Source organism: Brevibacillus brevis (assembly GCF_031583145.1).
Classification (GTDB): domain Bacteria; phylum Bacillota; class Bacilli; order Brevibacillales; family Brevibacillaceae; genus Brevibacillus; species Brevibacillus brevis_E.
The window spans coordinates 2656656-2681433 of sequence record NZ_CP134050.1; the positions used below are offsets into that span (position 1 = coordinate 2656656).

Genomic DNA, 24778 nt, shown 5'->3' on the forward strand with positions numbered 1-24778 from the left:
GCAAGCCCTCGGGCGGCAGTTAAAAATATACATGCTCCCGCTTCGTGTAACGTGGTAAAAAGAACGTCTACATAGATGGTCTGGGACTGGATGGTATTAAGGAGGTCTTTTGGATGATGGAAGAAACGAACGTAAGTCTAACAGATGCAAAGACGGTTTCCGTGGGGGATGTCGTCAAGGCTACCGTAACGAAAGTGGAAGACAAACAAGCTTTGGTCGACGTCGGCTACAAATACGATGGACTCATTCCGATCAGTGAACTTTCTCCCCTGCACGTCGAAAAAGTATCGGACGTGGTAGCCGTCGGCGACACCTTCGAAGTGAAGGTGATCAAGCTGAACGACGAGAAGGAAGAGCTCGTGGTGTCCAAAAAAGCGGTCGCCATGGAATCTTCCTGGGCAGACCTGGAGAAAAAGATGGCGGATGGCGAGATCATCGAGGCAACCGTCAAGGAAGTAGTCAAAGGCGGTCTCGTCGTTGATGTCGGCGTACGCGGCTTTATCCCTGCTTCGATGGTAGAGCGCCATTTTGTTGAGGACTTTTCCGATTACAAAGGGAAGTCTTTGACCCTCAAAGTCGTTGAAATGGACAAAGAAAAGAACAAAGTAATCCTCTCCCACAAAGCTGTCCTGGAAGAGGAAGCCAAGCAACAAAAGCAATCGGTACTGGATAAAATTCAGCCGGGACAAATCCTCGAAGGTACTGTGCAGCGCATGACAGACTTCGGCGTCTTTGTCGACATCGGCGGAGTTGACGGCCTCGTACACGTTTCTGAGCTGGCGTGGAATCGCGTCGATAAGCCTTCCGACGTCGTAAAAGAGGGCGACAAGGTAACCGTGAAAGTGCTCAAAGTCGACAAGGAAAATGAGCGGATCGGTCTGAGCATCAAGGAAACGCAGGCGGGCCCTTGGGCGAAAGTGGCTGACGAATTCAAAGTGGGCTCCGTCGTGAACGGTACCGTCAAGCGTCTGGTTTCGTTCGGTGCATTCGTGGAAGTGGCACCTGGCATCGAAGGGCTGGTTCACATTTCCCAAATTGCCAACCGTCGTGTAAACACACCTGGAGAGGTCCTGAAAGAAGGCCAAGAAGTACAGGTGAAAATCCTGGACATCGTCCCGCAAGAGCAGCGTATCAGCCTGAGCATTCGCGCCGTCGAGGAAGATCGCGTGGAGCAGGCAGAGCGTGCCAGCAAAAAAGAGCAGCAGCAATTCCAGCAAGAAAACAACCAGCCGATGGGCGTAACGCTGGGCGAGCTGTTTGGCGACCTGAAAGACAAATTCAAGTAAGCAATGATAGATGAGGGGATACGCACAGGCGTATCCCTTTTTCTTTGGTATTCGAAGGAAAGGAGAATGGGAATGGATCGGTCTTTGCGAAAGCTCGAACATATCCGGCATGCACTGTCTGCACAAGAAATGGAGGGAAGCGTATTTGACGATGTCCGATTCGTTCCGAACAGCCTGCCTGACTCTCGATATGCGGATACGTCGCTTATCTGCGATCTAGGACCGTTTCGGCTCTCCTCGCCGATTCTGATCAATGCGATGACTGGCGGGGCCGAGCAGACGACACAAATCAACCGCAAGCTGGCCATCATTGCGAGAGAGCGAGGACTGGCGATGGCGGTCGGCTCCCAGATGGCGGCATTGCGGGATCCAACTGTCCGGCATAGCTACCAGGTCGTCCGGGAAGAGCATCCACACGGAATCATCTTTGCAAACGTGGGGGCGGAAGCGACCGTGGAGGAAGCGCAGGCGGCTGTTGACATGATCGAAGCGGATGGGCTGCAAATTCATTTGAATGTAATGCAAGAGCTCTTGATGCCGGAGGGAGACCGGGAATTTCGGGGCTATCTCGAGCGCATTAGCAGCATTCGGGAGAGCGTGAACGTACCGGTGATCGTCAAGGAGGTAGGCTTTGGCATGGCGAGGAGCAGCATTCAGGAGCTGGTGGGAATAGGCGTCGATTTGATTGATGTCGGAGGCAAAGGAGGAACCAACTTTGCCAGGGTCGAGAATATGCGCCGGACCGAGCCTCTTGTCATGTTTGAAGAGTGGGGGCTGTCCACGGTCGAGAGCTTGCTGGAGGCCTCGTGTGCGACAGGCCTCACTACGCAGTTCATCGCGACAGGAGGCATCCGAAATGGATACGATGCAGCTAAAGCACTGGCGTTAGGGGCTTCAGCATCTGGAATCGCGGGTGCGATGCTGAAGTGCGTGCAGACGATGAGTCTCGAAGAATGTATGGAAGCCGTGGATATGTGGCACCACCAGATCAGGATCGTAATGACGGCGCTGGGGGTAAAACGGGTGAGTGGGCTTTCAGAGCAGCCGCTTCTCATAACGGGAAAGACGGCCGAGTTGGCGCGCCTGCGCGGCATTTCCTTGGAGCGGTGGGCGCAAAAGAAGTGAGTCGTCCAGCCGGTGACTCATGAAAGGCTGGAGGTTGAGGCATACTTTGGGGAGACTACCACATCCCAAAGGAGAAGAACATGAACGAGGGAACCATTGCGCTTCTTTCCCAGTGGTGCTTGATTTGCTTGGTCTGGATGGGGAGCATGGATCCACTGCTGTCGGAAATGAAGGTGTCACCGAGACGCTTGCTTGCCGTCCTTTGCGCGTTTCTGCTCTGTTCCTTTGTCAGTTGGAAAGTGTACTTCGCACCGATCGAAGTGAGTCTCAGCGGTGCGATGCTGCCTTTTTTGGCCAGCGCTTGGCTGTACGCCCGGCTGCCTCAGGTGCACAGGAGGCTGTATGTGCTGGGAGCGTGCGCTACGGCAGTCCTTCTGTTTTGGCTAAGGTGGCTGTTTTTCAACGATCCCATCCTGTTGTTTTGGGATGAACGAGTGATTTTGCCGGTCACCGGAATCTTGTCCATCTTGGCGATGACTCGTCACCGTGTAGCCCAATTGTTCCAAGTGATGGTCGCTCTCCCATTGGCCGACGTGCTCTACTCTCTGTACTTCCGAAGGCTTTCCGGTACTTGCTCGCTGGGGAGCGAGTATGCGCAAGATTTGCTTTGGAGCGCGATCTCTTTATGGGGGATTGTCACAATCACGCGCTTGGCTGCACTGCGTATCCTCAAATGGAAGAAGACCGCGTCACCCGATTCCAACCCAAAGAGGTGAGGAGGCCAACATGCTGCCACAACTGCTTCGAAATGAGTTCGTTTTTCCGCTGGCCATCGGATTTGTTTTCGGGATTCTGTGCCGGATCAATTTGCTGAGGACGGATTACCGGCAATACCCCACCTATCCGCACGGGAAAATCATTCACGTCTCCCTTGGCGTCATTGCGTCAGCGCTGGGAGCGTTGGCGATTCCGGCATTGCTCAAGGAAAACTATACGGCTGTCACTTTTCTCACGGTGGCTGCCCAGCAATTCCGGGATGTGCGGAATATGGAGAGGACGACCCTCAGCGAGATCGACAAGCAGGAGCTGGTGCCGCGGGGAGGTCCTTACATCGAAGGGATCGCCATGGTGTTTGAAGGCCGGAACTATCTGGTCATGTTCACGTCGCTGTTGACGACGACCGCCACGATCTTTTTTCAGTGGTGGGGAGGGATCATTGTCGGGCTAATCGCGATCGCCGCATCCATGAAGCTGAAGTCGGGCAAGACGCTGAAGCTGATTGTGGATGTCGACCCGGCTCCGGTCAGGGTGGAAGGCAAAGACCTGTATGTGGGAGACATCTACATCATGAACGTCGGGCTGCAAGACTCGCAAAACGTAATCCGGGAGCAGGGGATGGGCTTTATCCTGGTACCCAAAGATGCGAATGCGACAGTCACGATCGCACACCCCGGACAGCGCCAGGCGATTCTGCACGATGTCGCGACACAATTGGGAGTGTACACGGATTCGGGCGAGCCGTCTTTGACACCGTTGGTTAAGCGGGATCTGCATACCGGCAGACTGGGCGTTTTCTTGCTTCCCCAGGTCAAGGATCCGGATCGGGCCCAGAGTGTCATCCGCGCCGTTCCCATCCTGGAGAGCGTATTCCGCATGCCGCTCAAAACCAATGCCGCGAAGCAGGAGGTGTAGATCATGCCGAGCCAGATTTTGGCCGTGATCACCTTGACCAAGGACAGCATCGCAGGCGGTGCCCCTATTTTTATCGAGCCGGACAAGGAAAGGATGCAGCAAACGGCGTTTACCCTGGAGAAGATTCTGGACGCGATGGTGCATGAAATAAGGGAAGATACCCTCATCATTGTTCGGCATAACTAGTCTATGGTATGATTAGCAAGACAAAAAGTAAATGAGAGAGAGTGTTGTTGATTATGGGATTGCCAGTGGTAGCCATAGTGGGGAGACCCAACGTGGGCAAGTCCACGATATTTAACAGGCTGGTCGGCGAGAGAATCGCCATCGTGGAAGATATGCCGGGGGTAACCCGTGACCGTCTGTACGGAAAAGGAGAATGGTTGACCCACACGTTTCACGTGATTGATACGGGCGGAATTGAGTTCGGCGAGACCGACGAAATTCTCACGCAAATGCGTTACCAGGCGGAGCTCGCCATCGATGAGGCGGATGTGATCATCATGATCGCGGACAGCCGGACAGGCGTGACTGACGCAGATATGGAGCTGGCGCGAATGCTGAACCGCACGGGGAAGCCGATCGTGCTTGCCGTGAACAAAGCGGACAACCCGGACATGCGCGCCGATATTTACGATTTTTACTCCCTCGGACTGGGAGAGCCTTATCCGATTTCGGGGGCTCACGGTCTTGGCCTGGGGGATATGCTGGAGGAAGTCGCCCGTCATTTTCCGGAGCGGGACGAAGACGAGTACAGCGACGATGTCATTCGCGTGTCGATCATCGGACGCCCAAACGTCGGGAAGTCGTCGTTGACCAATGCGATTCTCGGCGAAGAGCGCGTCATTGTCAGCGATGTGGCAGGCACGACCCGGGATGCGATCGATACGCCGTTTGAACGGGACGGGCAGAGCTACATCCTCGTGGATACGGCAGGGATGCGCAAACGCGGGAAGGTGTACGAGAATACCGAGAAGTACAGCGTGATGCGGGCGATGCGGGCCATCGAGGACTCGGATGTCGTGCTGGTTGTCATCAACGGGGAAGAAGGCATCATCGAGCAGGACAAAAAGATCGCGGGCTATGCGCACGAAGCAGGGCGCGGTGTCATGATCGTCGTCAACAAGTGGGATGCTGTGGAAAAGGACGACAAAACCATGCAGCGCTTCACCGAGTTGATCCGCGAAGAGTTCAAATATCTGGACTACGCTCCTATTCTGTACGTCTCGGCCAAGTCCAAGCAGCGCGTACATACGATACTGCCGAAAGTCAATGAAATCGCACAGGCGCATGCCATGCGCGTCCCGACCTCCGTGCTGAACGATCTGGTGACGGATGCCACGATTCGGACTCCACCGCCATCCGACAGAGGAAAACGTCTCAAGATCAACTATGCGACGCAGGCGACCGTCAAGCCGCCGACGTTCATTTTGTTCGTCAATGACCCGGAACTGATGCATTTCTCCTATGAGCGCTATATAGAGAACAAAATACGGGAAGCGTTTGTGTTTGAAGGGACGCCGGTACGTATTTGGACGCGGAAAAAAACGTAGGGAGAGGAAACCGCCATGGTGATTTTATCCTGGGTGCTCAGCTATCTTATCGGCTCGATTAGCTTTAGTTATCTCATCGCCAAAAAAGTAGCAGGAATCGATATCCGTTCCCACGGAAGCGGGAATGCCGGGGCGACGAACACGCTGCGCGTTTTGGGGAAAGGACCGGGAATCGCCGTTCTGATTTTGGATGCGCTGAAAGGGCTCGCGGCCATGGGGATTACCCATTTGATCACAGGGGATCCGGCAGCTTATGCGGTGTCGGGACTTTTTGCGATCGCGGGCCACAACTGGCCGATCTTTTTCGGGTTTCGCGGGGGAAAAGGCATTGCTACCACGCTTGGGGTAGCACTGGGCTTTTCTCCCGTGGCCTTTCTCATTGGTGCGGTTCTGGCTGTACTGGTGATCGCGGTGACGCGTTATGTATCGCTCGGTTCGCTGGTTCTCGTGACGGCATTGCCCATCGTCATTTATGTATTGGACAAACCGATTGCTTTTTTCTGGACGAGTTTGATTCTCGCGGTCTTTGCGTATGTTCGCCATTATAATAATATCCGAAATCTTCTCACGGGAAACGAACGGAAGCTGGGAGACAAATCCCACCGCACACTGGGCTAGGAGGGAAACCAATTGATTCAAAATGTTGCCGTCATCGGCGCGGGCAGTTGGGGAACTGCACTCGCTACTGTTTTGGCGGATAACGGCCATCAGGTCTCCATTTGGATGCGGGACCCGAAGCAGGCTGACAGTATCAATCACGATCATGTAAACGAAAAGTACTTGCCAGGCGCCAAGCTTTCCGCCAGAATCGTCGCCACGACGGATTTGCGTCTTGCCGTGTCGGAAAAACAGGTCGTACTCGTGGCTGTACCGTCCCACGCCATGCGGCAAATCTGCCGCGACCTTGCGCCGCTCGTTGCGGAAGAAGCGCTGCTGATTCACGCTGTCAAGGGATTTGAGCTGGAGACGCTCAAGCGCATGTCAGAGGTCATCTCCGAGGAGTTGCCCTCTGCAATCGCCTCGAGGCTGGCCGTGCTGTCCGGGCCGAGCCACGCGGAAGAAGTGGTTAAGCGGCAGCCTACCACGGTCGTCGTCGCCTCGGAGTCCGAAGAGAGCATGCTGCGGGCCCAGGACTTGCTGATGAACCGGAACTTCCGGGTTTACACCAATCCGGATGTGGTAGGCGCGGAAATCGCGGGTGCGCTGAAAAACATCATTGCACTGGGGGCAGGCATTTCCGATGGCCTCGGGTTCGGAGACAATGCCAAGGCTGCTTTGCTTACGCGCGGTCTCGCGGAGATCAGTCGCCTGGGACTCAAGATGGGAGCGATGCCGCCTACGTTCTCCGGGTTGGCCGGTATCGGTGATCTCGTCGCGACCTGCACGAGCAAGCACAGCCGAAATTGGCGGGCGGGGTTCCTGCTGGGCCAGGGCAAAAAGCTGGATGACGTACTCAACGAAATCGGCATGGTCGTGGAAGGCGTTCGGACGACTCGTGCTGCCAACGTCATTGCCGAGCGGGAAGACGTGGAGATGCCGATTACGCACGTCCTTTACGCGATTTTGTTTGAGGGCAAGGACCCGCGGAAAGGCGTGGAAAAATTGATGGGAAGACTGAAAACGTACGAGATGGAATACTTGAATCCGGACGGTGAGTAGGCGAATGCCTCACACTTTTAGGCTCTTGCACATACCATAGGGTGTAAACCTTGGTGGCAGGAGGAGTCCAATATGAGCAATCCATTTTCTGGCGGGTTCTTGGATCGTTTGAAGGGGAAAGGCACGGAAAAAATCGATGAGTCAAAACTGCGTTCGTTGGCCAGTCAAGTAAAGAAGAGCGATTTTGAGGACGAGGAAAAGCTGAGACAGATTATCAAAACGCTCGCCACACTCGCTGGAAAGCAGCTGACAGTCGAAAAGGAAGACAAGATCGTCGAGATGTTCTACAACCAAGAAATCAATATCCACGACATGGCTTCCATATCCAAGCTGTTGAAATGAGAGAAATGGGCGATTATGCCCGTTACCTGATGACAAATTGGTCATACAGTAAGACTAGGAACAATCATGGCTCTACAGGGACATGGCTGACCTACAGAACCAAGAAAAAAAGAGGGATCTCATCCCTCTTTTTTTCGTTGCTTTGCATTGTTGCTGTTGCCGACTGTCTGGCTCAGGAGATTTTGGACTAATGGAGATTGCAGCAATCCCAGCAGCTGGCCGATATCTATGTTGCCAAGCGGATTGCTGTTGGTGGCTGCCGGTTCGGGTTCCGGTGACTCTTCTTCGGCCATTCTGGCTGCCTCGGATACGCCCTTGCGCCTGGTTCCCTTCTTTTCCGTCGCGGCCGCCTCTGCTTTTTCTTCCGGTTTTTTTCCGAGGTTTTCAAACAATTCCATCGCTCCGTACAACGAGTCCATCGTTTCCTCGACCTGACGGATCGTACTGCTGATCCCTTTGATATTATTTCGCATTCTGGAGACGGACGTCCGCAAGTCAACCGCTGGTACGATCTTTTTTGGCGTGATCGCCAGGGAAACGTCCGTCACCTCTTCGCTCAGCTTCCTGCTTGGTATGGGGGCGTAGGGATTGCGCCATTTTCGCGTGTTTTTCGCTTTGCTGCTCAATTGCCATCCCTCCAATGGGCGAATTCATCAGGATAGTCTATGCGAACGTCCAGATGGAGGTTCGCAGGCCGTCAGACGAAGGCAGGCGAAATATGGTATAATGAAGCAAAAAATGCAAAGGATGCTGTTTTTCCAGATGGTTATCGATCCTATGACCAAGATGAACATCTCGTTGATTGCGATCGGCCTGATGTTTGTCTGCAACCTGCTCATGATTTTTGCCAGGAAAATGACCAATGCGCCACTTCGTTTTTTAGTCAAAACGTTGGCGTTTTTGCTGCTCCTCGCAGTTTTTGTCATGATCCTCATTGTCATTTTTGTCTAAGGAGAGGGAAAAATGTCTCAACTAACGCTAGTAACCCGTGACGGCAGACATGTGCTTCCGGTAGAGCTCAACCAGACGGTCGTCGCTCTCGCCAAAAAGAACAAGGTCGTGTGGGGGCACGCTTGCCAACGAGGGGTATGTGCCCAGTGCCGGACGCTTGTCGTCGAAGGCGCGGAATATCTAAACGAAGTCACCAATGAAGAAAAGCTCCGGCTGCGCAAAGCAGAACGCGCAGAAGGGTATCGGCTCGGCTGCCAGATTCAGATCGTCCGAGAGGGAGATGTACAGCTGGCACATCGGCCGTATTGACAGGAGTCGTGGTACCATGGGCAAAGTAACGTTTCTCCCAAGCGGGAAAAGCATCAAAGCAAGGCCAGGACAATCGATGGTCAGTGCCGCTGCAGCCGCACGAGTCGTCATCCCTCAGCGCTGCGGTGGACATGCCTCCTGCCTGATGTGCCGTGTAGTACTGGAAAGCGGCGAACTGTCCCCGCCATCCGCTCTGGAAAAAAGGAAGATGCCGGAACGGGATCTCGCGGAAGGCGTCAGGCTCGGCTGTCAGGCAAAAGCGACCGGCAAAGACTGCACGGTACGCATCCCCGAAAACCGCTTGAAGTCCGTCGTACAGGCGGCGTTGGAGCGACAGCGGAAAGAAAACGAAGAGTAAGGTAGAGGTGTACATCTTTCATGTGGCAATCATGGCGCAAATCGTTCAAGCTGATCGCGAGCTTGGCTGTCCTATCCGTCCTCTTGTCCGGCTGCTTGTATCCGGACGAGCGCAAGGCGGAAAACCAAGTTCCCAGCGTATTTTATTTGGAAGCGACGCAAAAGGCAATCGAGCAATTTCAACAAGACACTGGAGTGCTGCCGATTGTGACCAAGCAGATGGACACGCCCATCTTTGAAAAATACGAAATCGACTTTCGTAAAATGATCCCCAGGTACATGCCGGATGCACCGGGGAACGCCTTTGAAAAAGGCGGCGTCTACAAGTACGTCTTAATTGACGTGGAAACCAAACCGACAGCGAAGCTGCTGAATCTGGGAGCCGTCAGCACGGTAGCTGACGTGCAAAGCGCGGTAAACCGTTATCGCGGATACTACAACAAGCTGCCCATCAAAGACGACCTGGGCAACGGCTACTACTCGATCGACCACGAGGAGCTCGGTGTGAAAACGTGGCAGGTTCCTTCCACAGTCGGCCAAAACTTTTTGCCTCTGGTCATGAACGCAAACGGCGAAGTAGGCATCGATTATGCGTCGGATATCGCGCAGCTGCTGCGTGAGAAAAAAGTGGAAGTACCGAAAAATACCGACCCGCGTTACGTGTTTGCCCGCGAATCGATGTTCGTGCCGGCGAAATCTTTCCCGTATGAATTGGTAAACGGCGAACCGCGCCTGCTCAAATTGTAACGAAAAAACGACTCGAGTCCGAGTCGTTTTTTTTGTTCTAGTTATCCAGCAAATACATATATTTGTACTGTCCACGAAACTAGTACGAGATTCCCGGGGAAAATACTGGCGGTCAGGGATAATTCGGAAAAACGGTCATAGTGTAAAAATAGACAAATAGAAGGAGGTCATCGATGGTGGAACGAGTCGACATCTTTAAAGACATAGCCGAACGGACGGGCGGCGATATCTACCTGGGAGTGGTAGGGCCCGTACGTACGGGAAAATCGACCTTTATCAAGCGGTTTATGGAGCAGGTCGTCATCCCGAATATCCAGTCGGAAGCAGAGCGGATCCGAGCAACGGATGAATTGCCGCAGAGTGCTTCAGGCCGAACGATCATGACGACAGAACCAAAATTTGTTCCGAATCAGGCCGTCAATGTACATGTAACCGAAGGGCTCAGTATCAACGTCCGCCTCGTTGACTGCGTCGGTTATACGGTACAAGGGGCCAAAGGATTTGAAGACGACAACGGGCCGCGGATGGTGAACACCCCCTGGTACGAAGAGCCGGTCCCGTTCGAAGAAGCAGCGGAAGTAGGGACCCGCAAAGTCATCCAGGAGCATTCTACCATCGGGATCGTGGTCACGACAGACGGCAGTATCGCGGAGATTCCGCGTGTGGGATACATTGACGCCGAGGAACGGGTGGTAAACGAGCTCAAGGAAGTAGGGAAGCCGTTCGTCATTGTGGTCAACTCCACGCGTCCGCGCTCGGACGAGGCCCAAAACCTCCGCTTGCAGCTCCAGGAAAAATACGATGTTCCGGTAGTAGCCCTCTCTGTGGATCACATGTCGGAACAGGAAATCTTGCTTCTCATGAGAGAAGTACTGTTTGAGTTCCCAGTCCATGAAGTAAACGTAAACCTGCCAAGCTGGGTCATGGTGCTGGAGAGCGGGCACTGGCTCCGCCAAAACTACGAGGAAGCCGTACGTGAAACCGTGCAGGATATTCGCAGGTTGCGCGACGTGGACCGCGTCGTCGGCTTCTTCAACGACTACGACTTCGTGGAGCGAGCGTCCCTCGCAGGCATGCACATGGGGCAGGGGATAGCGGAAATCGATCTCTATGCTCCGGATGAACTGTACGACCGCATACTGATGGAGATCGTAGGGGTCGAGATCAATGGCAAGGATCACTTGCTGAAAATCATGCAGGAGTTTGCCCATGCCAAGCGTGAGTATGATCAGGTGGCAGAAGCGCTGCACATGGTCCGCAGTACAGGTTATGGCATAGCGGCTCCGTCCTTGCATGAAATGACCTTGGACGAACCTGAACTCATTCGCCAAGGACCTCGTTTCGGCGTTCGGTTGAAGGCGACCGCTCCTTCCATTCACATGATCCGCGTCGATGTAGAATCCGAGTTCGCACCGATCATCGGGACCGAAAAGCAGAGCGAAGAGCTCGTCCGATACCTGATGCAAGACTTTGACAAAGACCCGCTCTCGATCTGGAATTCCGACATCTTCGGCCGTTCGCTCCATTCCATCGTCAGGGAGGGCATCCAGGCGAAAATTACGATGATGCCCGACAACGCCCGCTACAAATTGCAGGAAACGCTGGGACGGATTATCAACGAAGGCTCGGGTGGACTGATCGCGATTATTTTGTAAGAACTAGGAGAAAAGTCCTAGAAAGGCATTTAAAAATGGAGGCACCCGGCGTGACGGGATGCCTTTTTTTCTTGTATTTCGCTTTATTTCGACAGGAGGGGCTTGAATTTAGGAAATCGGTGTATTACTATAAGCTTGTCAGAACGGTAAAAACAACCATTCGTGTATAAAACGCACGGTTTCGGTTAAGAAAAATAGTAATAAGGACTTGGCGTTCTTTGAGGGGAGGTGAACAAAAATGAACAAAACAGAACTGATTGCAAAAGTGGCTGAAACCACTGAACTCACCAAGAAAGATGCGACCAAAGCTGTTGACGCAGTACTCGACGCAATTGCTGACGCATTGAAAACAGGTGACAAAGTCCAACTGATCGGCTTTGGTAACTTCGAGGTTCGTGAGCGTGCGGCTCGTAAAGGTCGTAACCCGCAAACAGGCGAAGAGATCGAAATCGCTTCCAGCAAAGTGCCTGCGTTTAAACCGGGCAAGCAACTCAAAGACTCCATCAAGTAATCGTCACGTACGTGATCGAAACACTTACATAAAAAAATCCACATTTTTGCAATGTGGATTTTTTTCTGCCTAAATTGGGTGAGTTACATAAGGTTCACGCTGCGAATGTTTTTGTTTTTTGGCAGACGTTGTGATAAGATGGCCTTGTTTCTTTGACGAGACAAGACCCTGAATTTAAAGAGCCAGAGTCTCAAGGTAGGAGGTACGCAAATGGACGTTGATTTGGATAAAATACAGCAGGCTGTCCGGATGATTCTCGAAGCGGTAGGGGAAGATCCGGATCGGGAAGGGCTGTTGGATACGCCGAAACGTGTAGCGAAAATGTACGCCGAAGTATTCGAAGGCATGAGAATAGACGAGGAACAATATTTCGAAACCGTGTTTAGTGAAGATCACGAAGAGATGGTTCTCGTGAAGGACATTCCGTTCTACTCGATGTGCGAGCATCACCTGGTGCCTTTCTTCGGAAAAGCGCATGTGGCCTACGTGCCGCGCGGAGGCCGGGTGGTCGGACTTAGCAAGCTGGCGAGGGCCGTCGACACGGTAGCGCGCCGTCCGCAATTGCAGGAGAGAATCACCTCGACGGTAGCGGATGCCATCGTCCGCAAGCTGGATCCTCACGGTGTCGTCGTGGTCGTGGAAGCCGAGCATATGTGCATGACGATGCGGGGAGTCAAAAAGCCTGGTTCCAAAACCGTCACCTCTGCTGTGCGCGGGATGTTCGAAAAGGATGCCGCTGCGAGAGCCGAGGTATTCAGCCTGATCCGCTCGTAATACTCCGGGCGTCATTAGAAAAAAACGTAAAAAGCTATTGACCGTACAGGTAAATTATTGTATAGTACAGATGTACGTCGGGATGTGGCGCAGCCCGGTAGCGCGCACCCTTGGGGTGGGTGAGGTCCAGGGTTCGAATCCCTGCATTCCGACCATCTACATTGCATGTACGGAAGCCTGAGAGATCAGGCTTCTTTTTTCGTTTGATCCGGATTCCATATTTTCTATTGGCTTCCTGTTCTTTCTTTTCTATAATAGGGGAGAGACAAGCTAGGAAAGGTTGTTCGTAGCCATGAAGGTTCCCGTATCGCTTCAGCCCTATATGAATCAGTTATCGCAATCGTATGGTACCTCTCTGGCGCAAGGGTCGCTACCGGCCGGAGATCCGGGAATGTTTTCCGACGTGCTGCAGGCGCAGCTCTCTGCCGGCCAGCGCGTCATTACCGCCGAGGAGATCATCGCGGATCTGGATGGTTCGCCTGAATGGAACTACCCGCAGGGTGATTACGGCAGTCGAACAGATGCTTCTGCTAGCGGGGCGAACGGAGGCCGATCCTCCATCCCACCCGCAGACCTGATGCATAAAATCGATCGAGTGGCCCAGTCGATTGGCGTGGATAAAGATTTGGTCCGGGAAGTGGTACGCGCAGAGTCCAACTTCAATCCGTTGGCCGTCTCCGGTGCAGGAGCCAAGGGGTTGATGCAGCTCATGGATCAGACAGCGAAAGCGTTGAACGTTCGCGATGTCTATAATCCGGATGAAAACCTTACCGGGGGCACCAAGTATTTAAAGAGCCTCTTGGACCGTTACGACGGCAATGTGAAGGTGGCGCTGGCTGCATACAATGCCGGGCCGGGACGTGTTAGCCGCCTGGGGATCGACGACGATCAGGAATTGATGGAGAAGTACGACCAATTGCCCCAAGAGACGCAGCGCTATGTGGAAAAAATCATGAACAGATTGCAGTCTGACCGGACATCATAGTAGTCAAAGACACATATCGCACCCGCAAGGAGGAAAAACAGTGTCGCAACCGTATAATCAGGATTATTTTGTGGTAAAAGCGAAGGAAAACGGTGTCCATGTAATCGGGCTCACCCGCGGCTCCGATACCCGCTTCCACCATACGGAAAAGCTCGATAAAGGTGAAGTCATGATCTTTCAATTTACCGAGCATACTTCTGCGATCAAGGTTCGCGGGAAGGCTGTGATTTACTCCCAGCACGGGACGGTTGACACGACCGAATAGCTGGCACGTTTGGCGCAAAAGCAGGCATAGCCTGCTTTTTTTGTTTGTACAATGGTGGGGAGGAGGGATGTCTATGCCACGAAGACTGCTTGCTGCCATCGCCGTTTCCGCATTATTGGCTTTCCTGCTGTCGCTCGTCCCGAGCGCACGTTGGAAGCAGACGGATATTCCGACCTTCCAAGCTTCCCGTCCGATTGACCTGAGCGAGCGAAATGCGCTGGATTTGTTTACAACGGTCCCCACACATTATAATATTAAGCGTATAAAATGGGAAAATCCGTCGGTTTATGTCGATTTGGCCGTGAAACCGGAAGAAAAGGTGGAGCTCTCTCGCGTTTATCTGGATTTTTACAGCTTGACACGTGAGCTTTTTGCTGTAACGGCAAATGTCAAGCACGTGTATTTCCGCTTGCTGGAGGAAAAGGACGTTCCCAAAGAATCCAGGCTGTTAGTGGCGATTGAGTCCAGTGATGCCAATCAGGCTGCTTTCGGCAAGCCCCCGGAAGAAATCCCGGATGTGGACACCTATGTGCGGGGGGCGTTTCCGGTCCGGATTGACCCGTATTTTTACGAGAGAATTAGTCCCTGATGTTAGAAGTATGGTATGATGATAAGGACGGCCATTTGACCGGGCAGTACAGATAGACGAAAGAGTGTACGGAACAGGCAGACAGCATCAGGTTGTGCTCAGCTTGTGGAGGAGGACGCATGAGCAAAGAACAAATCCCCTATGTAGAAGAAGTTCGGTCCATCATCGAGCAGATCTACAGGCGAAGTACCCATTCCTATGTAGAACATTACGTTGACGTTCCTTCCCTGGCGGAAAATCGTCTAGCCCTTTTGTATCTGTTTTTGCGGGAGCAAGGGATGACAAAGGAACGCTCCGTCGTTTACTGCACGGCGACTGGGCTTGTCCAGCTGGGCTTGGACATTCACGAATACGTAAAAAATGATTACGAACGAACGCTGGCTGCCGAACGCAATCGACAGTTGACCGTTTTGGCAGGAGATTATTACAGCGCACGCTATTATGCTCTCTTGGCGGAAGCCGGCGAGATTGCGGCCATCCAGGTATTATCCGCAGCGGTTCAACGCGTGAACGAAGCAAAAATGAGGCTGTACCTGGCAGGAAAGGACGGCAAGCTCCCATCGGATGAGGAGTATTGGGAACTGCGCAATACGATTGACACAGGACTGTACGTAGCTGTCGTGGAGGCGTGTGCGGATTCCGAAGAAAAGCGCCGCTTCTGGACGGACTTGATGAAAGAAACGGCGAAAGTGGAAAGCGTGATCGGGGAATGGGAGCAGCTAAAGTGGCAAGAACAGGTTCCATTTGGTTTTGCCCGTTTTTTGCTGCAAAAGCCGGGGACGACCCTGGCGCAGGTTATGGCGGGCATTGAGCAGAAGGCCATCGAATTGATCGGCATGTGCGAGCAGATGGTCCGGACGCTGCACCCGGTTGAGACCCGCAATATGCTCGCTACGATGACCGCGCGTTATTCACATCGGGTCAACCGGCTGAAACGGGTAATTGAGGAGATGTAGTCGAAGTGAACCAAACCCAAATGAACGACAAAGCCCAGTATGTTCACTCCGTGTTCGAGAGCATCGCAAGCGAATACGACAAGATGAACAACGTGATCAGCTTTGGCAGCCATGTTGCATGGCGCAATTACACGATGAAGCAAATGGATATTCGGCCGGGCCAAACCGCACTGGATGTGGCGTGCGGTACCGCTGACTGGACGATCGCGCTCGCACAGGCTGTCGGCACGGAAGGACGTGTGGTCGGGCTTGACTTTAGCCAAAATATGCTTGATGTCGGCGCGTACAAGGTTACCCAAAAGGGTGTCGGGCACATCGTGAGTCTGGTAAACGGGGATGCGATGAAGCTGCCGTACGAGGACAATACGTTTGATCACGCCACGATCGGCTTTGCGCTGCGGAATGTACCAGACATCCAGACGGTGCTAAGTGAGATGGCGCGGGTGGTGAAGCCCGGCGGAAAGGTCGTCTCGCTGGAAGTGTCCAAGCCTCCTTTTCTCCCTTATCGCAAGCTCTTTTATTTTTATTTCTACAACATCTTGCCGTTGATTGCGAAATGGACGGTAAACAAATACGAGCAGTATGCGTGGCTGCCCAAGTCGCTGACGAACTTTCCGGACAGTCGCGAGCTTGCGCGCATGTTTCAGCAGGCGGGACTGGATCCCGTGCAAGTGAAGCTGTTCATGGGCGGAGTGGCTGCTCTGCACATCGGAGTCAAGCCGTAACGCAATCGGGCCTCCCGTCCGGTTTGGCACCGAAATTTTGCAAGAACCGGTTGGGGAGCTGCAGGTATTTCTTCAGTGGATAGGAAGTGTATTACATGAGTCTTCGTAAGTTGAAAATTATTTTGGAAATGATCAAGTTCGAGCATTCCCTGTTTGCTTTGCCATTTGCTTTTATGGGGGCCGTATTGGGGAATATTGTCATTGAGAAGTCTTGGCCCACTTGGACGGAAATCTTTTGGGTTACAGTCGCGATGGTTGGTGCGCGCAGCGCCGCCATGTCCCTGAATCGGGTGATCGATCGCTTTATCGATGCGAAGAACCCGCGGACGGCGAACAGAGCGATTCCTGCAGGACTGATTTCGATTGTGGAAGTCATCGCGTTCATTGTGGTGTCCTTTGCTGTCCTGTTTATCGCTGCGTACCAACTCAATCCGCTGGCCGTCAAGCTGCTGCCCCTCGCGGTATTCGTGCTGGTATTGTACTCGTATACGAAGCGTTTTACGTGGCTGTGCCACTTTGTGCTGGGGGTAGCGATCGGCTTCGGACCGCTTGGAGGCTGGGTCGCGACGACCGGGCAGGTAGACGGAATCGGCCTTTTGCTGTTTGCGTCTGTGATGTTCTGGACGGCTGGATTTGACATTATCTACGCTTGTCAGGATGCAGACTTCGACCGAAAAGAAGGCCTGTATTCCATGCCGAGCCGTTTCGGGGTTGGCAATGCGCTGATGGTCGCCCGGGCGTGCCACGTCTTGACATTTGTCGGACTCATGTCGCTGTACGTGCTGGCTGATCTGTCCATCTGGTTCCTGCTCGGCGTTTTGATCTCGGGTGCGATTCTGATTTACGAGCACACGCTGGTCAAGCCGACCGATCTGTCCAAGCTGGATGTGGCCTTCTTCAACATGAACGGCATCTTGAGCGTCGTCATGTTTGCGTTCACGATGATTGATCTGGTGATCTCATGAGCGGACAGAAGTGGGCGGTCGGCATTACAGGAGCGAGCGGTGCGATCTACGGCGTACGGGTAGTACAGGAGCTTTTGCGTGCCGGGCACACCGTTCACCTCATGGTTACAGAAGCAGGCTGGCAAGTGTTTCACGATGAGCTAGATTGGCAGGCGGAAGACCGTGACAGCTTTTTGCATGACAAGCTGCAGCAAAACTTTCCCGGACAGCTGCACTACTGGGGGTTGCGGGACTTCAACTGCCCGGCTGCCAGTGGTTCCTATCGATGCGACGGGATGATTGTCGTCCCTTGCTCGATGGGAACTGTCTCCGGGATTGCCCACGGCGCATCAGGCAATCTGCTAGAGCGAGTCGCCGATGTTATGATCAAGGAAGGCAGACGTCTGGTCCTCGTCCCGAGAGAAACGCCGTTGAATGCCATCCATCTGGAAAACATGCTCACGCTAAGCAGGCTAGGGGTCAGGATCCTCCCGGCGATGCCTGGATATTATCAAAAACCGCAAACGATGGACGACCTGATCAATTTCGTTGTGGGAAAAGCTTTGGATGCACTGGATGTACCACATTCGCTGTTTCGGCGTTGGGGGGAATAGTAGCGTGACAAAGTCGCTAAAAATCGGGCAGATCCTGTACACGAACGTATTGCCGGTTTATTTTTACTTTGAGCAGGAGCGGTTTGAAGACCGCATCGAGTTCATTCGGCAAGTCCCTGCGCAATTGAATGCGGCCATGGCACAAGGTGAGATCGACTTGGGTCCGATCTCTTCCTTCAGCTATGCCGAGCACGCGTCTGAATATGTGGCGCTCGCGGATCTGTCCGTCAGCGCAAAAGGGCGGGTAGGCTCCCTTTTCCTGTTCAGCAAGAAGCCGATCGAACAGCTGAACGGGTCGCGAATCGCCCTGACCAATACGTCCGCAACGACGGTCAATTTGTTGAAGATCGTTCTCCATAAGTTTTACGAATATGAGATTTCGTACGTTACACAAGAGCCCGTTCTGGAAGAAATGTTGCAAGAGGCGGATGCGGCGCTGTTAATCGGAGACGACGCGATTGACGCCAAGCGAAGGGGCGGCGACCTCCATGTATACGACCTTGGCGAATTGTGGCATCAGTTCACGGGCTATTCCATGACGTTTGCGATTTGGGCGGTGCGGAAGGCAGTGCTGGCCGAGCATGGCTCACTTCTTGCCGACGTGCACGCCTCTTTTCTGGCGAGCAAAGAAAAGACGAGACAGCATACGGGTCCTCTCATCGATTACGTACTGGCCCACTTCGGTGGCGACAGGGAGGAATGGACCCGCTATTTTCAAGGATTGCAGCACGATTTCGGCGACGAACAGCGGATTGGACTCGAGTATTACTACCGATGCGCAGCGGAGCTGGGACTTCTACCTGTGCCTGCGACCGTCGACATCTGGCAGGCTGGTGGACGGCAGACCAATACTACGCTCACGAGATAGGTGGAACGGATGAACCTAGTCGATATTTACTTCAAGATGAAAAAGGACGTCCAGTACATTGAAGACGAACTGGAAAAATCGATCGATACCGATATGCGGGAGCTCTACCAATCCTCGACGCATCTGCTGAAGGCAGGGGGGAAGCGGATTCGTCCCGTGTTTGTCCTCCTTGGCGGCAAGTGGGGAGAGTACGATGTCAAACGCCTGAGGCACGTGGCGGTGCCGCTGGAGCTGATCCATATGGCTTCGCTCGTTCACGACGACGTGATTGACGATGCAGACAAGCGCCGCGGGAAAGACACGGTTCGGATGAAATGGGACAACAAGGTGGCCATGTATGCGGGAGATTATATCTTTGCGCGAGCGCTCGCCATTGCCGCACAGCTTCCCATCCCGAGACTCCACCGAATCTTGTCCAATGCGATGGTCGAGCTTTGCAAGGGCGAGATTGAACAAGTCAAAGACTTGAACAACTGGGACCAAAACTTCCGTACGTACCTGCGCCGGATCAAGCGGAAGACTGCGCTGTTGATTGCGATCAGCTGCCAGCTGGGAGCTGTGGCGAGTGGAGCGACTGACGAGCTCATCCGGAAAATGTACTGGTACGGATATAATGTTGGCATGGCTTTCCAAATAACGGATGACATCCTTGATTTTACCGGGACGGAAAAACAATTGGGAAAACCCGCCGGGAGCGACCTCGCCCACGGGAATATCACGCTGCCTGCACTCTACACGGCCCATTTCGGACGTGCTCGCGAACGCTTCCAGAAGTGGATTGCAGACCAGACATTTTGGGATCATGTCGACGAAGCGATTCAGCTGGTTCGGGCGGATGAAGGAATCGCCTTTTCACAAAAGCTGGCAGAGCGCTATATCGCCCGTGCCCATGCGATTTTGGCCGATTTGCCAAACAACCAGGCGAAAACGTCTTTGGCAGGCATTGCCGATTTTATTATCGAGCGCAAATTTTAATGGTTTTTTAACAGCATGCCTGTTGCTTGGCTACTTTTCTTTTGATAAAATTTTCGTTGGTGTGTAGGCACCAATACATAGCTCTAATGGAGGCAACCTTACAATGGAAAAAACATTCCTTATGGTAAAACCTGATGGCGTACAACGTAACCTGATCGGGGAGATCGTTTCCCGCTTTGAGAAAAAAGGATATCAACTGGTTGGCGCGAAGCTGATGAACGTGAGCCGCGAGCTGGCAGAAAAACACTACGCTGAGCACAAAGAGCGTCCTTTCTTCGGCGAACTGGTAGACTTCATCACTTCCGGTCCTGTATTCGCAATGGTATGGCAAGGAAACAACGTAATCAGCACCGCTCGCGCTATGATGGGCAAAACCAACCCGGTTGACGCAGCTGCTGGTACCATCCGCGGCGATTTCGCTACTTCCGTGGGCATGAACATCATCCATGGCTCCGATTCCCCTGAAAGCGCTGAGCGTGAAATCGGCCTGTGGTTCTCTGCTGACGAAGTACTCTCCTTCGAAAAAACCATCCAACGCTGGATCTAAGGTGTAGCACCGATTTGAAAAATAACCCCGGAAACGGGGTTATTTTCGTTTTTTCGTCACAATGTCCCATGAGCTCGATAGGATTTTGGCGAAAAATAGCGAAAAAAGAGGGGAAGTAGTCAAAGGGGGAACGTTCCCATGGAAGATAAGGACTTTCTACAATTTATCGCAAACGTCAAAAAAATGACCGGAATTGATCTTGCCCTCTACAAGGAAGCACAGATGAAGCGCAGATTGACTTCGCTCCGCGTAAAACGAGGCTATCAGTCGTTCAGCCAGTACTTTGATGCCATCGCCAAAGACAAGGAGCTCTTTTACGAGTTTTTGGACCGGATGACGATAAACGTATCCGAATTTTTTCGCAATCCGGGCAGGTGGGAAGTGCTCGAAAATAAAATATTGCCTCGTCTGGCTGCGAAGTCGCCCCGCCTCAAATGCTGGAGCGCCGCTTGTTCGACGGGCGAGGAGCCGTATACGCTCTCGCTCATCCTGCTGCGCAAGCGACTGGAAGCGACGGTGCTCGCATCGGATATCGATGAAGGGGCGATTGCCAAGGCCAAGCAAGGGGTGTACACGGACAGGTCCCTGCAGGACTGCCCGAAGGAACTCGTCAGCAAATACTTCTCCAAAGATACGCTCAGCTACCGTATTAGCGATGAAGTGAAGAACCGCGTCACGTTCAAGAAGCACAATCTCCTCGCCGACCCATTCGACTCGCAGTTCGACCTGATCATTTGCCGCAACGTCATGATCTACTTTACGGAGGAGGCCAAGCACGAGCTGTATCACAAGTTCAGCAGGGCCTTGAAACCGGGGGGAGTGCTGTTCGTCGGGAGTACGGAACAAATTTTTCAGCCCCAGCAATATCAATTGGAGACAGAAGATACGTTCTTTTATCGAAAAATGGGATGATTCACAGGTCTGATGAGTATATCTCTGCCCTTTTTTCCCAAGAATAGAAATACGGATGATCAAACAGGGGGGCAGCAGATGGACAAACACAAGGTCATTGAGGCGTATCGTCGCGGTCTCATTACTTTGCAAGAGTGCGGGCAAATCTTGGGTGCCGAAAAAACGCAGCTGGACGATCTGATGCGTGTCGACCATTCGCGTCAGCCGCTTGGCTCCAATCCATACTTGATCGTAGACCAACTGTAAACGACGCCTTGGCGTTACCGCTGCGCTTCTCCTTGCCGGAGGAGCGTTTTTCCTGCCCGGAGAAAGGAAATCAGTCCGTTTGCGACTTTGGTATTTCCACGGCGTGGCAGGTATGATATTATAGCGCTTAAAAGTGATAAAGGACAGCGCCCGTTTGATAGCAGATGGGAGAGGGCTGCCTGGAGGATGGAGGAAGCGAGAGATGCGTTACTTGACAGCAGGGGAGTCTCATGGGCCGCAATTGACGGCGATCATTGAAGGCGTCCCGAGCAATCTGCCGATTTCCGCTGAGGCGATCAACGAGCAGTTGGCACGCCGCCAGAAGGGACATGGACGCGGCAGAAGAATGCAGATTGAGAAAGACCAGGTGAAAATCCTTTCCGGTGTGCGACACGGTTATACGACCGGGGCACCGATTACATTGGTGGTGGAAAACAGAGACTGGACCCACTGGCAAGGGATCATGAGTGCGGAGCCGGTCGAGGGTGCTGAAGAGAAGCGCCGTGTTTCTCGTCCACGTCCCGGCCATGCGGATTTGAACGGGGCGATTAAATATCACCAGCGCGATATGCGAAATATTCTGGAACGTTCCAGCGCCCGCGAGACGACCATTCGCGTAGCGGTAGGAGCGGTAGCGCGCCAGCTGCTTGCCGCGTTCGGCATTCGCTTGGGCGGACAAGTGCTGCAAATCAACGATGTCGTGGCCAAGCGCGAGGAAGTGAGCCTGGATGAACTGATCGCGCGTACGGAAGAATCACCTGTCCGCTGTCTGGACAAGGAAGCGGAACAAAAGATGATGGCAGCGATCGACAAAGCCAAAGAGGACGGGGATTCTCTCGGCGGAATCGTGGAGGTCATCGTGGAAGGCGTACCGATCGGTCTGGGCAGTCACGTGCAGTGGGATCGCAAGCTCGACGGGCGTCTGGCGCAGGCGATCATGAGCATTCAAGCGTTTAAAGGGGTAGAGATCGGAATCGGATTCGAAGCGGCAGGGCTTCCCGGTTCGCAGGTGCACGATGAGATCGTGTGGAACGAAGAGACAGGATACAGCCGGAAGACAAACAGGGCGGGCGGCTTGGAGGGCGGCATGACGACCGGAATGCCGATCGTCGTGCGCGGTGTGATGAAGCCGATCCCGACCTTGTACAAGCCGCTTATGAGTGTTGATATCGATTCGAGAGAACCGTTCTCCGCCAGCATCGAGCGCTCCGACAGCTGTGCGGTGCCAGCCGCGAGCGTCGTGGCGGAAGCGGTGGTAGCATGGGAAATTGCGCAGGCAATGTGCGAGAAGTTCCCGTCCGATTCGATGGATGACATGGTGGAAAACGTCCGCCAATACCGTGCGTACACGGAGAAGTTTTAATGAGGCACGAAGAGAGATTGATTGTCGATTTGGGAGAGCGCTCATACCCGATCGTGATCGGAGAGGGAGTCCTGCAAAAGACTGGGGCACTGCTTCTGGAAGCAGGCATTTCAACCTCGAGCAAGCTGTTGATTGTGACGGACGAGCACGTCGCGGCTCACTATCTCGAACCGTTGCGGGACGTACTGGCGGAGGCGGGCTACCGCACTACCGCCAGCGTCATCGCGGCGGGAGAGCAATCGAAAAGCCTCGCGGTCTACGACCGGATCATGACCGAGGCGATTGAGGCTGGGCTTGACCGCAAATCTGCAATCCTGGCTTTGGGAGGCGGCGTCGTCGGCGACTTGGCTGGCTTTGTAGCTGCCACCTATATGCGCGGGATTCACTTTGTCCAGCTTCCAACCACCCTGCTTGCCCACGACAGCTCGGTCGGCGGAAAAGTAGCCATCAATCACCCGCTGGGCAAAAACCTGATCGGTGCGTTCCATCAACCGCGTGTAGTCATTTACGATACGTCTGCTTTGCGTACGCTCCCGAAGAGAGAAGTGGCGGCGGGCTTTGCCGAAGTGGTCAAACACGGGTTGATTTCGGATTCTGCCTTCGTCGACTGGCTGGAGGAGCATGCCCAGAGCCTGTGGGAGCTGGATTCCGAATTGCTCGCGCAGGCAATTTCCCGCGGTTGTGCCGTCAAGGCGGCAATCGTGTCGAACGACGAGACGGAGCAAGGCCAGAGAGCTTTGCTCAATTTGGGGCATACGTTTGGGCACGCGTTTGAAGCATTAAGCGCCTATTCCGTGCTCAATCACGGAGAGGCGATTTCTATCGGCATGTGCCTGGCGGCGAAAGTAGCGGAAAGGGTCGGGCTTGCGGACCAAGGGGTGTACGAGCGCACGCAGCGGCTCCTGAGCTTGTACCATCTGCCGACGGGATGGCCGGGCGATTTGACGCCCGAAGCCGTGCTGGACGCGATGAAACGGGACAAGAAGACGGTGGGCGGCAAGCTTGCTTTGGTATTGCCGCGGGCCATCGGTCACGTAGAAGTAGTAAAAGACATCGATGAAGCGATCATCTTGACAGTGATGAGAGAAGAAGTGGAGGCTTAGGCAATGGGAGTGCGAGGAATCAGAGGAGCAATCACGGTAGAGGCGGACACGCGCGAGGAGATCGTCTCCTCGACGAAGCTGCTGCTTGAGGAAATGGTCACCCGCAATCAGGTGCAGCCGGAGGATATCGGCAGCGTGATCATTACGACGACGGAAGATTTGAGTGCGACATTTCCTGCACAGGCAGCGCGCATGCTGGAAGGCGATGGGTGGCAGTACGTTCCCCTCATGTGCGCCCGCGAAATTCCGGTGCCGGGCGGATTGCCGCTGTGTGTGCGCGTGATGATGCACGTCAACACTGAAAAGACGGCGAAAGAGATCCAGCACGTGTTTTTGCGCGATGCAGTGAAGCTTCGTCCTGATTTGACAAATCGGTAGTTGACTTTCTGGGCGCTCTCTTTTACGATAAGTGAAACGAGAGCGCCTCGTTTTCCGGTTTTTATGAGAATTGCCGGCTGAGAGCAGAGCAAGTAGAGCAGAGTTGAGATGAGTTAGGTTGAGGAGAGAAGAGCAGGCTGGGATATTTGTTGTACGCCCAAACCAGTGCTCGCACTGGTTTTTTTATTTCGTCGATATGTGGTTGACGGGTAAGAAGCTTCGCCTGCGATAAAGGCTAGGCATTACAAGTTTATCCATGAAAAACGATGCATTGTTTTTCATTAAACTTGAGTGGTGGACGTATAAAGCTGGCTCCCGGGAACGGGCAGCGTAGGCCGTCCTCCGCAATTGCATATTTTCTCCCCCTACCTCTCGCTCTAGAAAGCGGGCAGAGAAAAGGCATAGAC

General features: G+C 53.5%; 32 protein-coding genes and 1 tRNA gene. 32 read left to right on the plus strand and 1 reads right to left on the minus strand.

The features are described from left to right. The first annotated feature begins 113 nt into the window (after positions 1-113). From rpsA to RGB73_RS13305, 9 genes are all read left to right on the plus strand, one after another. The gene (gene rpsA / locus RGB73_RS13265; RefSeq protein ID WP_310772711.1) at positions 114-1286 is read left to right on the plus strand and encodes a 30S ribosomal protein S1; all 1173 of its coding nucleotides are present in this window, start codon (positions 114-116) and stop codon (positions 1284-1286) included. Between the two features lie 72 nt (positions 1287-1358). After that, positions 1359-2411, plus strand: a complete 1053-nt coding sequence (fni, locus tag RGB73_RS13270; protein ID WP_310772713.1) for a type 2 isopentenyl-diphosphate Delta-isomerase — start codon at positions 1359-1361, stop codon at positions 2409-2411. A gap of 80 nt (positions 2412-2491) precedes the next feature. After that, positions 2492-3127: a YphA family membrane protein gene (locus RGB73_RS13275; RefSeq protein WP_310772715.1), complete on the plus strand. Its 636-nt coding sequence runs from the start codon at positions 2492-2494 to the stop codon at positions 3125-3127. A 10-nt stretch (positions 3128-3137) separates the two neighbouring features. Continuing rightward, positions 3138-4043 carry a YIEGIA family protein gene (locus tag RGB73_RS13280; protein ID WP_310772717.1) on the plus strand — a complete coding sequence of 302 codons (906 nt, stop codon included), beginning with the start codon at positions 3138-3140 and terminating at the stop codon, positions 4041-4043. Between the two features lie 3 nt (positions 4044-4046). Beyond that, the gene (locus RGB73_RS13285; RefSeq protein ID WP_310772719.1) at positions 4047-4229 is read left to right on the plus strand and encodes a capping complex subunit for YIEGIA; all 183 of its coding nucleotides are present in this window, start codon (positions 4047-4049) and stop codon (positions 4227-4229) included. Between the two features lie 53 nt (positions 4230-4282). Then, positions 4283-5596 carry a ribosome biogenesis GTPase Der gene (gene der / locus RGB73_RS13290; protein ID WP_310772721.1) on the plus strand — a complete coding sequence of 438 codons (1314 nt, stop codon included), beginning with the start codon at positions 4283-4285 and terminating at the stop codon, positions 5594-5596. A 15-nt stretch (positions 5597-5611) separates the two neighbouring features. Further along, positions 5612-6214 carry a glycerol-3-phosphate 1-O-acyltransferase PlsY gene (plsY, locus tag RGB73_RS13295; RefSeq protein WP_310772723.1) on the plus strand — a complete coding sequence of 201 codons (603 nt, stop codon included), beginning with the start codon at positions 5612-5614 and terminating at the stop codon, positions 6212-6214. A 12-nt stretch (positions 6215-6226) separates the two neighbouring features. Continuing rightward, entirely contained in the window at positions 6227-7255 is a 1029-nt protein-coding gene (locus RGB73_RS13300; protein WP_310772725.1) for an NAD(P)H-dependent glycerol-3-phosphate dehydrogenase, read from the plus strand. Between the two features lie 72 nt (positions 7256-7327). After that, the gene (locus RGB73_RS13305) at positions 7328-7597 is read left to right on the plus strand and encodes a stage VI sporulation protein F (protein WP_310772727.1); all 270 of its coding nucleotides are present in this window, start codon (positions 7328-7330) and stop codon (positions 7595-7597) included. A 119-nt stretch (positions 7598-7716) separates the two neighbouring features. On the opposite strand, the gene RGB73_RS13310 is transcribed toward RGB73_RS13305, so the two are convergent. Beyond that, positions 7717-8223 carry a hypothetical protein gene (locus RGB73_RS13310; protein ID WP_310772729.1) on the minus strand — a complete coding sequence of 169 codons (507 nt, stop codon included), beginning with the start codon at positions 8221-8223 and terminating at the stop codon, positions 7717-7719. A 136-nt stretch (positions 8224-8359) separates the two neighbouring features. On the opposite strand from RGB73_RS13310, the gene RGB73_RS13315 reads away from it, so the two are divergent. The 23 genes from RGB73_RS13315 (at position 8360) to aroH (ending at position 24371) form a co-directional block, all read left to right on the plus strand. Further along, positions 8360-8548: a DUF2768 family protein gene (locus RGB73_RS13315; RefSeq protein WP_310772731.1), complete on the plus strand. Its 189-nt coding sequence runs from the start codon at positions 8360-8362 to the stop codon at positions 8546-8548. A 12-nt stretch (positions 8549-8560) separates the two neighbouring features. Further along, on the plus strand, positions 8561-8857 hold the full coding sequence (locus RGB73_RS13320) for a 2Fe-2S iron-sulfur cluster-binding protein (protein WP_310772732.1): 297 nt from the start codon (positions 8561-8563) through the stop codon (positions 8855-8857). A gap of 16 nt (positions 8858-8873) precedes the next feature. After that, positions 8874-9215: a 2Fe-2S iron-sulfur cluster-binding protein gene (locus RGB73_RS13325; RefSeq protein ID WP_310772734.1), complete on the plus strand. Its 342-nt coding sequence runs from the start codon at positions 8874-8876 to the stop codon at positions 9213-9215. A 20-nt stretch (positions 9216-9235) separates the two neighbouring features. Beyond that, positions 9236-9961, plus strand: coding sequence for a hypothetical protein (locus RGB73_RS13330; RefSeq protein WP_310772736.1), 726 nt, complete (start codon positions 9236-9238; stop codon positions 9959-9961). 176 nt (positions 9962-10137) lie between these two features. After that, positions 10138-11616, plus strand: coding sequence for a stage IV sporulation protein A (gene spoIVA, locus RGB73_RS13335; RefSeq protein ID WP_310774284.1), 1479 nt, complete (start codon positions 10138-10140; stop codon positions 11614-11616). Between the two features lie 238 nt (positions 11617-11854). Beyond that, on the plus strand, positions 11855-12127 hold the full coding sequence (locus RGB73_RS13340) for an HU family DNA-binding protein (protein ID WP_005831316.1): 273 nt from the start codon (positions 11855-11857) through the stop codon (positions 12125-12127). Between the two features lie 210 nt (positions 12128-12337). After that, on the plus strand, positions 12338-12901 hold the full coding sequence (folE, locus tag RGB73_RS13345) for a GTP cyclohydrolase I FolE (protein ID WP_310772752.1): 564 nt from the start codon (positions 12338-12340) through the stop codon (positions 12899-12901). 78 nt (positions 12902-12979) lie between these two features. After that, a tRNA-Pro gene (locus RGB73_RS13350) sits at positions 12980-13056 on the plus strand. A gap of 137 nt (positions 13057-13193) precedes the next feature. Further along, positions 13194-13886 (plus strand): lytic transglycosylase domain-containing protein, encoded by a 693-nt coding sequence (locus RGB73_RS13355; protein WP_310772756.1) that lies wholly within the window; start codon positions 13194-13196, stop codon positions 13884-13886. A gap of 40 nt (positions 13887-13926) precedes the next feature. Further along, entirely contained in the window at positions 13927-14151 is a 225-nt protein-coding gene (mtrB, locus tag RGB73_RS13360; RefSeq protein WP_310772758.1) for a trp RNA-binding attenuation protein MtrB, read from the plus strand. Between the two features lie 73 nt (positions 14152-14224). Next, positions 14225-14740, plus strand: coding sequence for a hypothetical protein (locus tag RGB73_RS13365; protein ID WP_310772760.1), 516 nt, complete (start codon positions 14225-14227; stop codon positions 14738-14740). Positions 14741-14859: 119 nt separating this feature from the next. Then, a complete protein-coding gene (locus RGB73_RS13370) occupies positions 14860-15696 on the plus strand; it encodes a heptaprenyl diphosphate synthase component 1 (protein ID WP_310772763.1) in 837 nt (278 codons plus the stop codon). Positions 15697-15701: 5 nt separating this feature from the next. Then, on the plus strand, positions 15702-16421 hold the full coding sequence (locus RGB73_RS13375; protein ID WP_310772765.1) for a demethylmenaquinone methyltransferase: 720 nt from the start codon (positions 15702-15704) through the stop codon (positions 16419-16421). Between the two features lie 95 nt (positions 16422-16516). Further along, positions 16517-17386 (plus strand): UbiA-like polyprenyltransferase, encoded by an 870-nt coding sequence (locus RGB73_RS13380; protein ID WP_310772767.1) that lies wholly within the window; start codon positions 16517-16519, stop codon positions 17384-17386. Continuing rightward, a complete protein-coding gene (locus RGB73_RS13385; RefSeq protein ID WP_310772769.1) occupies positions 17383-17979 on the plus strand; it encodes a UbiX family flavin prenyltransferase in 597 nt (198 codons plus the stop codon). Before RGB73_RS13380 ends, RGB73_RS13385 begins: the two co-directional genes overlap by 4 nt. A 4-nt stretch (positions 17980-17983) precedes the next feature. After that, entirely contained in the window at positions 17984-18847 is an 864-nt protein-coding gene (locus RGB73_RS13390; RefSeq protein WP_310772773.1) for a menaquinone biosynthesis protein, read from the plus strand. Positions 18848-18856: 9 nt separating this feature from the next. After that, the gene (locus RGB73_RS13395) at positions 18857-19822 is read left to right on the plus strand and encodes a polyprenyl synthetase family protein (protein ID WP_310772775.1); all 966 of its coding nucleotides are present in this window, start codon (positions 18857-18859) and stop codon (positions 19820-19822) included. A 103-nt stretch (positions 19823-19925) separates the two neighbouring features. Further along, positions 19926-20369 (plus strand): nucleoside-diphosphate kinase, encoded by a 444-nt coding sequence (ndk, locus tag RGB73_RS13400; RefSeq protein ID WP_310772777.1) that lies wholly within the window; start codon positions 19926-19928, stop codon positions 20367-20369. Between the two features lie 138 nt (positions 20370-20507). Then, complete coding sequence (locus tag RGB73_RS13405; protein WP_310772779.1) at positions 20508-21281, plus strand: CheR family methyltransferase; 774 nt, start codon at positions 20508-20510, stop codon at positions 21279-21281. 78 nt (positions 21282-21359) lie between these two features. Continuing rightward, entirely contained in the window at positions 21360-21527 is a 168-nt protein-coding gene (locus tag RGB73_RS13410; RefSeq protein ID WP_310772781.1) for a hypothetical protein, read from the plus strand. A gap of 202 nt (positions 21528-21729) precedes the next feature. Continuing rightward, on the plus strand, positions 21730-22890 hold the full coding sequence (gene aroC / locus RGB73_RS13415; RefSeq protein WP_310772783.1) for a chorismate synthase: 1161 nt from the start codon (positions 21730-21732) through the stop codon (positions 22888-22890). Next, entirely contained in the window at positions 22890-23993 is a 1104-nt protein-coding gene (aroB, locus tag RGB73_RS13420) for a 3-dehydroquinate synthase (protein WP_310772785.1), read from the plus strand. The genes aroC and aroB overlap by 1 nt, the downstream gene beginning before the upstream one ends. Positions 23994-23996: 3 nt before the next feature. Continuing rightward, a complete protein-coding gene (gene aroH, locus RGB73_RS13425; protein WP_310772787.1) occupies positions 23997-24371 on the plus strand; it encodes a chorismate mutase in 375 nt (124 codons plus the stop codon). Positions 24372-24778 lie beyond the last annotated feature (407 nt).